The organism is Pseudomonas sp. A-1 (genome assembly GCF_004801855.1).
GTDB lineage: Bacteria > Pseudomonadota > Gammaproteobacteria > Pseudomonadales > Pseudomonadaceae > Geopseudomonas.
On the sequence record NZ_SSTC01000026.1, the window covers coordinates 1 to 13122 of the forward strand.

Sequence of the window (13122 nt, forward strand, 5' to 3'; positions counted from 1 at the left end):
TCGGCATCGGCGAAAGACAGCTGCTTCATGCAAGGGAACTCCAGAGGGGCTGGCGGGCCATTTCACCAGATCGGGAAGTGTTTTTCAGACCTTCCCTAGACGCCTAACAAAAAACAGACACCAATTGGTGCATAACACCCCGAACGGGACTGATGGATAAAACTCCGCCAGAGAAACGGAAAACCGCTCTGAGACGCAGCTTTGACAAGAGTGATGGTGGTGAAGGTAGGTTATGCACCATGGCGCCAAGTCCCTTTGTGTGCGCTGATGACAGGTGCCGAGAGTAGCGCGGGGCGCAAGTGCAACACAACCTGAGGAAGTCCCCGCCCATGGCCACGGACGGGGACGAGAGAGAAAGCGCCCTACCCCACCCGCACCTGCGGATTGACCCTGTGCCGCGGCGTGCCGCCGAGCAGCGCGCGCTCCAGGTTGTCCAGCGCCAGCTCGGCCATCGCCTGGCGCGTCTCGTGGGTGGCCGAACCCACGTGCGGCAGGGTCACCACGTTGGACAGGGCGAACAGCGGCGACTCGCGCAGCGGCTCCTTCTCGTAGACGTCGAGGCCTGCGGCGCGGATCTGGCCGTTCTGCAGCGCCTCGATCAGCGCTGCCTCGTCGACCACCGGGCCGCGGGCGACGTTGACCAGGATGGCGCCCGGCTTCATCAGCGCCAGCTCGCGGCGGCCGATCAGCTGGCGGGTCGCGGCGCTGAGCGGCACCACCAGCACCACGAAGTCGGCCTCGCCGAGCAGCTCGTCGAAGCCGCAGTAGCGCGCGCCCAGTTCCTGCTCCAGTTGCGGCTTGCGGCTGTTGCCGCTGTACAGCACCTCCATGTTGAAGCCGAAGCGGCCGCGGCGGGCGATGGCCGCGCCGATGTTGCCGAGGCCGAGGATGCCCAGGGTCTTGCCGTGCACGTCGCTGCCGAACTGCGCCGGGCCGACCGGGGCCTGCCAGTGGCCGGCCTTGACCCAGGCGTCCAGCTCCGGAACCCGCCGCGCGGCGGACATCAGCAGGGTGAAGCCGAGGTCGGCGGTGGTCTCGGTGAGCACGTCCGGGGTGTTGGTGAGCAGGATGCCGCGCTCGTTCAGATAGGCGAGGTCGTAGTTGTCGTAGCCCACCGAGATGGTCGAGACGACCTCCAGCTGGCCGGCGCGTTCTAGCTGGGCGCGGCCGAACGGCCGGCCGACGCCGAGCAGGCCGTGGGCCTCGGGCAGCGCCGCGGCGTACTGGGCTTCGATGTCGCCGGCCGGGTCGAGCAGGGTGACGTTGAAGTTGTGCCGCAAGCGTTCCTGGTGTTCGGGGCTGAGGCGGCTGAAGACGAAGACGTTCTTGCTCATGGCGTTCCTGCGCGGCTGATCCGGGGAAACAAGGCAGCAAGGATTGCCCGGATACGGCGGCCGGTCCAGCCCCGCCGCATCCGGGAGCGCCGGAGCGGTCCTGCGCAGTGCGGTGGCCTGCCGGCGCCGCCCTGCGCCGGTTTCGGTTCCGGGCTGGACTCAGCCGGCCTTCTTCAGGCCCAGCTTGTCGGCGTCGGTCAGCGGGCTGCGCGCCTCGGGGCTGGGCTTGATGGCGCGGCTGGTTTCGCCGCTGACCGACACCGGGATCTCGCCGTGTACGGTGGTGCGGCGCACCACGCGGCGGGCGTTGCCGTAGTCGTCGACGGCGATATGCTGGGTGACGCGGTTGTCCCATACCGCCAGGTCGCCCTTGCTCCAGCGCCAGCGCACGATGTTCTCCAGCTTGACGATGTGCGCCTGGAACAGCTCGAGCAGCGTGCGCGAGTCGCGCGAGCTGAGGCCGACGATCTTCTGCGCGAAGTGGCCGAGCAGCAGCGCCTTCTCGCCGGTTTCCGGATGCACGCGCACCAGCGGGTGCTCGGTCTCGTAGTAGACCGAGGTGAAGTCCTCGCGGAAGCGCAGGTGCTGCTCGACCCCGGCCAGCTCCTTGGGCGAGGCATAGTCGTAGACGTTGGTGTGGCGGGCCCACAGGCTGTCGGCCAGCTGCTTGAGCGGCGCCGGCAGTTCCTCGTAGGCGGTCACCGCATTGGCGAACACGGTGTCGCCGCCGAACTCGGGGACCACCTCGCCGCGCAGCAGGGTGATCTTCGGATAGTCGGCGAGGAAGGTGATGTCGGCGTGCCAGGAGTTGGCGCGCGAGCGCTCGGAGTCCACCTCGAGGATGCCGGCGGTGTTGGCCGCGGTATGCGCGGTGGGGTGCACCGAAAGGTCGCCGAAGCGGCGGCCGAAGGCTTCCTGCTCCGCGTCGCTGAGGTGCTGTTCGGGGAAGAACAGCGCCTTGTGCTTGAGCAGCGCCTGGTAGAGCTCGGCGAACTGCGCGTCGCTGAGGTCGGTGACGCGCACGCCCTTGACGGTGGCGCCGATGCGGCCGGTGATGGGTTGGATGCTGAGGCTCATGTCGGTTCTCCCTGGCGGTGATGCCCGCCGATCTCGTTGGCAAAGCGAAGGTTGTCTGTCAGGTTTCAGCCGGCGGCGCGTTGCTGGCGCTGCCGGACGTACTGGTTTTCCGGCCGGGCCAGGCCGAAGTGCTCGCGCAGGGTGGTGCCGGCGTACTCGGTGCGGAACAGCCCGCGGCGGCGCAGCTCCGGCACCACCAGCTCGATGAAGTCCTCGAGGCCGCCCGGCAGCCACGGCGGCATGACGTTGAAGCCGTCGGCGGCGCCGTTCTCGAACCACAGCTGGATCTGGTCGGCGACCTGTTCGGCAGTGCCGACCACCGTCCAGTGGCCGCGGGCGCCGGCGATGCGCAGGTACAGCTCGCGGATGCTCAGGTTGTCGCGCGCGGCCAGATCGAGCAGCAGCGCCTGGCGGCTCTTGCCGCCGTTGGTTTCCGGCAGGTCCTGCGGCACCGGGCCATCGAGGTCGTAGCCGGACAGGTCGGCGCCGATCATTCCCGACAGCAGCGACAGGCCGACCTGCGGGTGGATCAGCTCCTGCAGCTGCCGGTACTTGGCCTGGGCCTCTTCCTCGGTATGGCCGACGATGGCGAGGATGCCGGGGAGGATCTTCAGCTCCTGCGGGCTCCGGCCGTACCTGGCCAGGCGGCCCTTGACGTCGGCATAGAAGGCCTGCGCGCTTTCCAGGCTCTGGTGGGCGGTGAAGATCGCCTCGGCGGTGCGCGCGGCGATCTCCTTGCCGGCGTCGGAGGAACCGGCCTGCACCAGCACCGGGTAGCCCTGCGGCGAGCGCGCCACGTTGAGCGGCCCCTTGACCTGGAAGTGCTTGCCCCGGTGATCGAGCACGTGCAGCCTGGCCGGATCGAAGAACTGGCCGCTGGCCTTGTCGCGGACGAAGGCATCGTCCTCCCAGCTGTCCCACAGGCCCTTGACCACGTCGAGGAACTCGCCGGCGCGCTCATAGCGCAGGGCATGCTCGAGGTGCTCGTCGCGGTTGAAGTTCTGCGCCTCGGCCAGGGTGTTGGAAGTCACCTGGTTCCAGCCGGCGCGGCCATTGGAGATCCAGTCCAGCGAGGCGAACTTGCGCGCCAGGTGGTAGGGCTCGTTGAAGCTGGTGCTGACCGTGCCGATCAGGCCGATGCGCTCGGTCACCGCGGCCAGCGCCGACAGCAGGGTGAAGGGCTCGAGGAAGGAGGCCCGCGCATTGCGCGATGCCGCCTCCAGGCTGCCGCTGCCGAAATTGGCCGCCACGCCGTCGGCGACGAACACGGCATCGAACTTGGCGGCTTCGGCCAGCCGGGCGACCCGCAGGTACTCCCGGAAGTCCACCTCGGCGCCGGCCGGCACGTCCGGGTGACGCCAGGCGGCGATGTGATGGCCGGTGGCCATCAGGAAGGCATTCAGACTCAATTGACGCTGGCTCATGGGGCTCCCTGTCGGTCGAGAAGGTTCGGATTGCCGCCCGTTACGGCGCTGACAGGATGATTGCAGCAAGCGTGCCAATTGCATGAAGCCCGCATATTCAGCGCCTTTGCCGGCCTTTTGCTGTGCAACTGTTGGATTTTGCGCAGCACAGGCCGCGTTCTGCCGATTTTTCGCCAGCAGTGCGGGCAACAGCTCACAGTCAAAAACTGGAATATAGGAAGTAAATTTGATTATTTTTAAATATAAGCATGTGCCGCTACAGTCCTGCCGGATCGAGAACCCGTAGCAAGCGAGGCCGCCATGAACGCACCCGTCCTGACTCTGGCTCCCCATGAGAACAGCCGCGAGGAAATCCGGGCCAAGGCGCTGCTGTTCGCCGACATCCGCTCCCAGCAGCTGCTGGAACAGGCCGAGCTGGTCGCCGCCAGCCCCGTGCCCGTGCTGATCCACGGCGAAACCGGCACCGGCAAGGAACTGCTGGCCCGTCACCTGCACAAGCGCAGCGGCCGCAAGGGGCCGTTCGTGGCGGTGAACGGCGCGGCGATCAACGAAAGCCTGGCCGAGAGCGAATTCTTCGGCCACGAGGCCGGCGCCTTCACCGGCGCCAACGGCCGCCGCGAGGGCTGGTTCGAGGCCGCCCAGGGCGGCACGCTGTTCCTCGACGAGATCGGCGACCTGCCGCTGGCGCTGCAGGTCAAGCTGCTGCGCGTGCTGCAGGAGCGCGAGGTGGTGCGCGTTGGCGGACGCAAGCCGATCCCCATCGACGTGCGCATCGTCACCGCCACCCACGTCGACCTGCAGTCGGCGATCACCGCCGGGCGCTTCCGCGAAGATCTCTACTACCGGCTGAACATAGTCACCCTGCGCATCCCGCCGCTGCGCGACCGGCCCGGCGACATCCTGCCGCTGGCCCGGCACTTCCTCGGCCAGTTCGCCCGCGAACACGCCCGCCCGCTGCCCGAGCTGAACGCCGACGCCGTGCAGCGCCTGCTGGCGCACAGCTGGCCCGGCAACATCCGCGAGCTGGAGAACACCCTGCTGTCCGCCGCCCTGCTGGCCGGCGGGCCGCTGATCGAGGGACGCCACCTGCAGTTCAGCCGCCGGGCTGCGCCTGCCCCGGCCCCGACCACGACCGCTGGTGCGCCGGCTAATAATGCGGGCGCGCCGACCGACCCGCTCTGGCAGGGCATCCGCCAGCAGCTGCAGGAGCTGCTCGACCACGAGCACCCGGAGCTGCTGGCGCGCTGGGAGGAACTGCTGGTCGAGACCACCCTCGCCCGCCACCACTTCAACCAGGTGCACAGCGCCGATCGCCTGGGCATCAGCCGCCACGCCTTGCGGACCCTGATGAAGCGCTACGACCTGCTGCCACCACCGGCCGGCGCGCGCTACGGCAACGCCGGCTGAGGTCCGTTGCAGGGCGGCTCTCCGCCCGCCCGCGCTGGCGGGCGGGCTTCTGCGTGCTATCTGCTGCTGCGCCTGCTGCTGGCCTCGGGGCCGGTGCCCAGCCTGTCCAACCTGGCGGCGTCCCGAGCGCGGCGCTGCGGACTTTCCAACAGTTCGCTGCCGGCGCTGCGCAATTCGCCACAGCCTCGCCGAGCGCCGCGCCGCACGGCGCACCGTCGCCCGACCGGCGCCCTCCGCTCGCCAGCGGCAGAGCGCGCCAAACGGCCGCTTGCCGGCCTGTTATGTCGTTATGGCATTTTAATTTAACGATTTGAAAGACTTTGGCATAACACCTGCAACCACCCTTCCTGTACTCGCCGCGTCGCCATCCGGAGCTCCGGCAAGCCCCCTTCGACGGAAACAGGAAGTCCCCCATGAAACGCAAACTGCTGCTCCCCCTCGTCGCCGCCCTCGGCGCCAGCTGGTTCGGCGCCGCGCTCGCCGCCGAGCAACCCCAGGTGATCCGCTTCGGCCTGGCCACCGTCGGCAAGGGCGGCATTCCCTTCGCCTCCTCCAGCGTGACCAGCCTGGCCCACCAGCGCCAGGCCATCGAGAAGGAACTGGAAGCCGACGGCATCAAGGTCGAGTGGACCTACTTCAAGGGCGCCGGCCCGGCGGTCAACGAGGCGCTGGCCAACAAGCAGCTCGATTTCGCCTGGCAGGGCGACCTGCCGGCGGTGATCGGCAAGGCCGGCGGCCTCAACACCAGACTGATCGCCGCCGACGGCCTGCTCGCCTCCAACTACCTGGTGGTGCCGGCCGATTCGCCGGCCAGGAGCCTGGAGGACCTCAAGGGCAAGAAGGTGGCGCAGTTCAAGGGCACCAACCTGCAGCTGGCCACCGCGCGCACCCTCAAGCGCGAAGGCCTGCAGGACCGCGACTTCCGCACCATCAACATGGACTTCCCCACCGCCGCCGCGGCGCTGGCCTCCAGGGACATCGACGGCGCCTGGCTGTCGTCCACCGCCTTCGAGCTGCAGAAGAACGGCGTCGGCCGGATCATCTACGACACCCGCGCGGTGGACGCCCGCCTGACCCGCCAGACCCACGTGCTGGTCGACGGTGACTTCGAGCAAAAGCATCCGGAGATCGTGCAGAAGGTGGTCAACGGCCTGGTGAAGACCGCCGCCTGGGTGTCGGCGCCGGAAAACGAGGACGCGGCGTTCGAGCTGTGGGCCAAGTCCGGCACCCCGGTCGACTCGCTGCGCGCCGAGCAGGGCGACCTGCAACTGGTGCGCCGCTACTCGCCGCGTCTGGACGAGTTCTTCGTCGACCGCTACCGCGCCACCGTCGCCGAATCCAAGGAGCTGGGCCTGCTGCGCGGTGACGTCAACGTGGCCGGCTGGGTCGAGCCCAAGTACGTCGACACCGCCATCGAGCAGTTGGGCCTGCAGAAGCTGTGGCCGGTGTACGACGCCGCCAACCAGCCGCTGAACCAGTGAGCCGCGCATGACCACGACCACCGCCGGACTGGCGCACGGGCGCACCCTGGCCAGCTTCATCCTGCTGGCCACCCTGGCCGGCATCGGCGTCGGCCTGGCCAAGGTGACCACCGCGCTGTACGCCATCGACCTGCAGGCCTCGCCGCTGCAGCTGGGGCTGATCGCCGGGGCGCAGACCGCCGGCCTGCTGCTCACCAGCCTGCCGTGCGGCGTGCTGGTCGAGCGCCTCGGCCCGCTGCGCCTGTTCGTCCTCGGCAGCCTGCTGGCCGGCGCCGTCTACCAGTTGGTGCCGCTGGTGCCGCACCCGCTGTACCTGCTGGCGCTGACCCTGCTGGTAGGGCTGTGCATGCCATGCCGCTTCGTCTCGCTGAACACCGTGTTCATGCAGCAGCTGGCACAGATGGGCGAGGCGCGCGCCGGCTGGTTCCGCGGCTCGCAGATGATCGGCCTGCTGCTGATCGGCCCGACCCTGGCGGCGCTGCTGGTCGACTGGCGCGGTACGGCCGGCAGCTGGGGCCTGATCGGTCTGGCCTTTGCGCTGCCGGTGCTGCTGGCACCGCTGGTGCTGCGCATCTATCCAGCGCAGCGGCGCAGCGCCGAGCGCCTCAGCCTGGCTGCGCTCGGCCGCCAGTTCGGCCTGCTGCGCGGCGATGCCCAGCTGCGCGGCAACTGCCTGCTGGATTTCTGCGTGCAGGCGGCGGCGATGTACTTCGCCTTCTTCATCGTCGCCATCACCGTGCAGGACTACGGCTGGTCGGCGCAGCAGGCCGCCACCCTGCTCAGCGGCCACGGCCTGGCGTTCATCCTCGCGCTGTTCCTGCTCGGCCGGGTGTTCGGCGCGCGCAGCCGCAGCGGTTTCGTCGCCAGTCTGCTGCTGTGCAGCGCCGCGCTGGCGACCCTCGGCCTCGGCCAGAGCGCGCCGCTGCTGTGGGCCGGCGCCCTGCTGCTGGGCGCGAGCCTGGGCATGCTGCAGGTGGCCACCCTGTCCAGCTACGCGCGCAGCGGCCTGCGCCTCGGCCACGGCCGGGTCGCCGGGCTGGCCGCGCTGGTCGGGCCGGCCGGCAGCATGAGCGGCTGCCTGCTCGGTGGCCTGCTCGGCGCCCGCTTCGGCCTGCAACCGCTGTTCCTGCTGTTCATCCTGCCGTTCGCCGGCTTCCTGCTGCGCCAGCTGCGCGGCCCGCTACCCGATCTTTCCGCCCGGAGGACTTCCCCATGAGCACAACCCGAGTCGCGGCGGCGCCGCGTTCGTTGCCCCACTGGCGCTGGCCGGACCTGGCCCGCCCGCTCAACTGGCTGGGCGTCAAGGCCAGTGCCCTGCTGCTGCCGGTCGCCCTGCTGCTGCTGTGGCACACCGCGGTGGCCCGCGACTGGGTGTCGGCACAGATCCTGCCGCCGCCGGCGCTGGTCCTGCAGACCTTCCTCGACCTGCTGCGCAGCGGCGACCTGTGGTTCGAGCTGTCGATCAGCCTGCAGCGGGTGCTGGTCGGCTCGCTGCTCGGCGGTCTGGCCGGCCTCGCCCTCGGCCTGCTGATGGGCCTGTCGCGCCAGGTCGAGGCCTACCTGTGGCCGCTGTTCCAGGCCATCGCCCAGGTGCCGGTGCTCGGCTGGATTCCGCTGCTGATGATGCTGGTCGGCATCGACGAGGGGCTCAAGTACCTGGTGATCGCCAAGGCGGTGCTGGTGCCGATGACCATCAACACCTTCGCCGGCATCCGCAACATTCCGCACAGCTACCTGGAAGTGGCGCAGGTGTACCGCCTCACCCTGCTGCAGCGCCTGCGCCGGGTGATCCTGCCAGCGGCGCTGCCGAGCATCTTCACCGGCGTGCGCTTCGCCCTGACTAAGGGCTGGATCGCCCTGGTCACCGTCGAGCTGCTCGCCTCCAGCGAGGGCATCGGCTACCTGATGGTCGACGGCCGGCAGATGTTCCAGCTCGACCTGGTGATCGTGTCGATGCTGGTGATCGGCCTGGTCGGCCTGCTGCTGGACAAGGGCCTGGCGCTGATCGAAACCCGCCTGCAGCGCTGGCAGCGCCAGGCGTTCTGAGGAGCACGACAACATGACCGACCTTGCGAAACGCTTTCCCCTGCTCCAGCGCCAGCCCGATCTGCGCGGCTGGGCGGTGCCGGCCGGCCTGGTGCTGCTCTGGTGGCTGGCCACCGCGCTGCAGTGGGTGGACACCAAGCTGGTCGCCAGCCCGCCGGCGGTGGTCGACGCCGCCTGGCAGGCCGCCGTCAGCGGCGAGCTATGGCATAACCTCGGAGCCAGCCTGCAGCGCAACCTCGCCGGCTTCGTCCTCGGCGGGCTGATCGGCCTCGCCTTCGGTACCCTGCTCGGTCTGTCGCGGCTGGCCGAACGGCTGGTCGGCCCGACCTTCCACGCCGCCAAGCAGATCGCTCTGTTCGCCTGGATCCCGCTGCTGTCGGCCTGGTTCGGCTTCGGCGAGCCGGCCAAGGTGGCGTTCATTGCCCTGGCGGTGTTCTACCCGGTGGCGCTGAACAGCTTCGAGGGCATCCGCGCCACCCGCGCCGAGCTGTACGAGGTGGCCCGCGTGCTCGGCCTGTCGCGCGCCCAGCGGCTGTTCAAGCTGGTGCTCCCCTCCGCCGCGCCGGCGATCTTCACCGGCCTGCACCTGGGGCTGATCTACGCCTGGCTGGCGACCATCGGCGCCGAATACTTCTTCTCTGCCGGCCCCGGCATCGGCAACACCATGATCGACGGCCGCGAGCATTTCGAGATGGACCAGGTGCTCTACGGCCTGGTGGTGGTCGGCGCCGTCGGCCTGCTGCTCAACCGCCTGGCCGCCTGGATCGAGACCCGCAGCCTGGCCTGGCGCGTGCGCCCCCACTGATTGAAGGAAGCAACCCATGAGCAAGACCGATTTCCTGACCCTCGACGGGGTCGACAAGCGCTTCGCGGTCAAGGACGGCGAACTCAGCGTGCTGGAGAACATCAGCCTGAACATCCGCCAGGGCGAGTTCATCAGCATCGTCGGCGGCAGCGGCTGCGGCAAATCCACCCTGCTGCGCCTCTTGGTCGGCCTCGAGGAAGCCAGCGCCGGCCGCCTGCTGCTGGATGGCGTGCCGATCCGCGGCACCGATCCCGAGCGCGGCATCGTGTTCCAGGACCACCGCCTGTACCCCTGGCTGAGCGTGGAGGACAATGTGCTGCTGGCGCTGGCCAACTCGCCGCTCTCCCCAGCCGAACGCCTGGACACCGTGCATAGGCACCTCGAACTGGTCGGCCTGAAGAACTTCACCAGGGCCTATCCGTCCCAGTTGTCCGGCGGAATGAGCCAGCGCGTGGCCATCGCCCGCGGCCTGGTCAACCGGCCGAAGATCCTCCTGCTCGACGAACCCTTCGGCGCCCTCGACGCCCTCACCCGCGCCCAGCTGCAGGAAGAGCTGGCGCGCATCTGGCTGGCCGAGGGCATCACCACCGTGCTGGTCACCCACGACGTCGACGAGGCGGTATTCCTCGGCGACCGGGTGGTGGTGATGGAGCCGCGGCCAGGGCGGATCAAGCGCATCGTCGAGATCGACCCGCCGCACCCGCGCCGCCGCGAGGACTACCGCCTGGCCGAGCTGCGCAACGACATCCTGCAGGACTTCAGCCAGCACCAGGCCTCGCCGCTGCTGCACCCGCAGCACGAGCAGCGCGCCTTCCGCAGCTACGCCATGGCCTGGTAGCGCGCGGCCGGCGGAGGTTTCGTTAGCGCGCCCGCAGGCCTTTTTCACCCTGAACCAAGCGCCGCCGGCAGGTCCGGTGGCGCCTTTTCACGCTCAGATTTTTATATTCAAAATAGACATTAAATTCAAATTAATAATTCTTTTTGGAATTACAAAGGTTCACTTAGCCTAGCTCTCGCCGACAACAACGTCGCTTCATCAGTCGGCCAGTGACAGCCCATTCGACCACGAAACGCCCGCACGGCCGCCTCACCCAGCATTCGATCATTTGGAGCATCGAGCAATGAACAAGTCCACTCTGGCCCTCGCCATTGTGGCGGGCATCGTGGGTCTGCCATCCGTGCAGCAGGCGTCCGCCGCAGGTTTCATCGAAGACAGCAAGGCCAGCCTCGGTCTGCGCAACTTCTACTTCAACCAGGATATCCGCGACGCCAATGCGCCGTCGGTCAAGGAGTGGGGCCAGGGCTTCGTTCTCAACTACACCTCCGGCTATACCCAGGGCACCGTGGGCGTCGGTGTGGACGCACTCGGCCTGCTCGGCGTCAAGCTCGACTCCGGCGGCCGCTTCGGCAAGGCCGGCATCGAGCGCAGCCCCAGCCAGCTGTTCCCGCTGGAAAGCAACGGCAAGGCCGTGGACGAATTCAGCCACCTCGGCCTGACCGGCAAGCTCAGGGTATCGAAGACCGAAGCGCGCCTCGGCACCCTGCTGCCCAAGCTGCCGGGGGTGGTCTACAACGACGGCCGCCTGCTGCCGCAGACCTACGAGGGCGGCCAGATCACCTCCAACGAGATCGACAACCTGACCCTGATCGGCGGCCAGCTGGAACACACCAAGCTGCGCGCCTCCAGCGACCGCGAAAGCCTGAGCGCCGCCGGCCCCAACAAGCCGGACACCAACAAGTTCTACTACGGCGGCGCCGACTACCGGATCGGCAAGAACCTGCTGCTGCAGTACTACTACGGCAACCTCGAGGACTACTACCAGCAGCATTTCCTCGGCCTGACCCATACCCTGGCCCTGCCGCTGGGCAGCCTGGTCAGCGACCTGCGCTATTTCGACAGCAGCTCCGACGGCAAGAATGCCAGCGCCGCCGGGCGTGCCGAGGGCTGGTCGGTCGGCGGCGACCTGGGCCGGCAGGCCGGCGACCCGCACAAGGGCGAGATCGACAGCCAGCTGTCGAGCGCCCAGTTCACCTGGAAGGTCGGCGGCCACGCCCTGGGCCTCGGCTACCAGCACAACGGCGGCGACAGCATCCTCGGCCTGCTCAACCAGGGCGCCGGGGTCAGCGGCTACACCATCGCCGAGCGGCAGATCGGCGGCTTCCGCGCCCCGGGCGCCGACGTGTGGATCGCCTCCTACGCCTACGACTTCGCCGCCCTCGGCGTACCGGGCCTGACCGCCAGGGCGATCTACAACAAGGGCGTCGACTACGACGTGGCCAACAGCTCCAGCGATGTCGGCGAGTGGGAGCGCGACCTGCGCGTCGACTACGTGGTGCAGGGTGGCGCACTCAAGGGCCTCGGCTTTGCCTGGCTGAACGCCTCTCTGCGCAGCGACCTGGCCAGCCAGCGCGACGTCGACGAGAACCGCCTGATCGTCAGCTACAGCCTGCCGCTGCTGTAAGCCCGCTCGGCAGCGACAGCGCCCTGCTGCCACCGACAAAGCCCGTCGGAATTCTCCGTCGGGCTTTTGCCGCTCCGCCGCTTCAGGCGACTGCAGGCCAGCATGGAAGAAGCAAGCAGTCGCTTCATCGGGCACCCCCTGGGGGCAGGACAAAGAAAAGCGGGACTATAGGAAAGCCCGCTTATTCCATAAAAGAACATTTTGTTTCTTGACTAGTTCCTGGATGCATAAGCAAGTCCGGGCCTGACGGCCAGCCTTATATTTCCAAAAAGAATTAGAAAATAGAAATTTATTCTTTTTAATCCTGAAAAATCCTGCGCATAGTGATCTCCACCCAAGGACATTCCCCTTCTGAGGAGCAGAACCATGAGCATCCGCCTCGGCGACATCGCCCCCGACTTCGAACAGGAATCCAGCGTCGGCCGCATCCGTTTCCACGAGTGGCTCGGCGACAGCTGGGGCATCCTGTTCTCCCACCCGGCCGACTTCACCCCGGTGTGCACCACCGAGCTGGGCTTCACCGCCAAGCTGAAGGACGAGTTCGCCAAGCGCGGCATCAAGGCCATCGCCCTGTCGGTCGACCCGGTGGACTCGCACCTCAAGTGGATCGAGGACATCGAGGAGACCCAGGACACCCAGGTCAACTTCCCGATCCTGGCCGACGCCGACCGCAAGGTCTCCGACCTCTACGACCTGATCCACCCGAACGCCAACGACACCCTGACCGTGCGCTCGCTGTTCATCATCGACCCGGCCAAGAAGGTACGCCTGATCATCACCTACCCGGCCAGCACCGGGCGCAACTTCCACGAGATCCTGCGGGTGATCGACTCGCTGCAGCTGACCGACCACCACAAGGTCGCCACCCCGGCCAACTGGCAGGACGGCGACGAGGTGGTGATCGTGCCCTCGCTCAAGGACGAGGCGGAGATCCAGCAGCGCTTCCCGAAAGGCTACCGCGCGGTGAAGCCCTATCTGCGCCTGACGCCGCAGCCGAACCGCTGAGTTTCGACACCAAGGTTTCAACCCTCAAGCCACGCATGGGGTTCGGGGCCTGCCAGGCAGAACAGGCCCCTTTTTTATTCA

General features: G+C 67.9%; 11 protein-coding genes. 8 read left to right on the top strand and 3 right to left on the bottom strand.

Annotation, left to right across the window (positions count from 1 at the left end; all coding sequences use genetic code 11):
* Window positions 1-362: 362 nt before the first annotated feature.
* From E5198_RS07940 to E5198_RS07950, 3 genes are all read right to left on the bottom strand, one after another.
* Window positions 363-1334 carry a D-glycerate dehydrogenase gene (locus E5198_RS07940; RefSeq protein WP_136489464.1) on the bottom strand — a complete coding sequence of 324 codons (972 nt, stop codon included), beginning with the start codon at window positions 1332-1334 and terminating at the stop codon, window positions 363-365.
* Between the two features lie 159 nt (window positions 1335-1493).
* A complete protein-coding gene (locus tag E5198_RS07945; protein ID WP_136489465.1) occupies window positions 1494-2411 on the bottom strand; it encodes a TauD/TfdA family dioxygenase in 918 nt (305 codons plus the stop codon).
* A gap of 65 nt (window positions 2412-2476) precedes the next feature.
* Window positions 2477-3835: an LLM class flavin-dependent oxidoreductase gene (locus E5198_RS07950; RefSeq protein ID WP_136489466.1), complete on the bottom strand. Its 1359-nt coding sequence runs from the start codon at window positions 3833-3835 to the stop codon at window positions 2477-2479.
* Between the two features lie 300 nt (window positions 3836-4135).
* Between E5198_RS07950 and E5198_RS07955 the strand changes: the two genes are divergently transcribed.
* The 8 genes from E5198_RS07955 (at window position 4136) to E5198_RS07990 (ending at window position 13041) form a co-directional block, all read left to right on the top strand.
* Window positions 4136-5242, top strand: a complete 1107-nt coding sequence (locus E5198_RS07955) for a sigma-54-dependent Fis family transcriptional regulator (RefSeq protein WP_136489467.1) — start codon at window positions 4136-4138, stop codon at window positions 5240-5242.
* Between the two features lie 413 nt (window positions 5243-5655).
* On the top strand, window positions 5656-6723 hold the full coding sequence (locus tag E5198_RS07960) for an ABC transporter substrate-binding protein (protein ID WP_136489468.1): 1068 nt from the start codon (window positions 5656-5658) through the stop codon (window positions 6721-6723).
* Between the two features lie 7 nt (window positions 6724-6730).
* Window positions 6731-7939, top strand: a complete 1209-nt coding sequence (locus E5198_RS07965; protein ID WP_136489469.1) for an MFS transporter — start codon at window positions 6731-6733, stop codon at window positions 7937-7939.
* Window positions 7936-8769, top strand: a complete 834-nt coding sequence (locus E5198_RS07970) for an ABC transporter permease (RefSeq protein WP_136489470.1) — start codon at window positions 7936-7938, stop codon at window positions 8767-8769. The genes E5198_RS07965 and E5198_RS07970 overlap by 4 nt, the downstream gene beginning before the upstream one ends.
* 13 nt (window positions 8770-8782) lie before the next feature.
* A complete protein-coding gene (locus E5198_RS07975) occupies window positions 8783-9574 on the top strand; it encodes an ABC transporter permease (RefSeq protein WP_136489471.1) in 792 nt (263 codons plus the stop codon).
* A 16-nt stretch (window positions 9575-9590) separates the two neighbouring features.
* Entirely contained in the window at window positions 9591-10412 is an 822-nt protein-coding gene (locus tag E5198_RS07980; RefSeq protein WP_136489472.1) for an ABC transporter ATP-binding protein, read from the top strand.
* A 283-nt stretch (window positions 10413-10695) separates the two neighbouring features.
* Window positions 10696-12036 (top strand): OprD family porin, encoded by a 1341-nt coding sequence (locus E5198_RS07985; protein WP_136489473.1) that lies wholly within the window; start codon window positions 10696-10698, stop codon window positions 12034-12036.
* Window positions 12037-12402: 366 nt separating this feature from the next.
* Window positions 12403-13041, top strand: coding sequence for a peroxiredoxin (locus E5198_RS07990; protein WP_136489474.1), 639 nt, complete (start codon window positions 12403-12405; stop codon window positions 13039-13041).
* The last annotated feature ends 81 nt before the right edge of the window (window positions 13042-13122 follow it).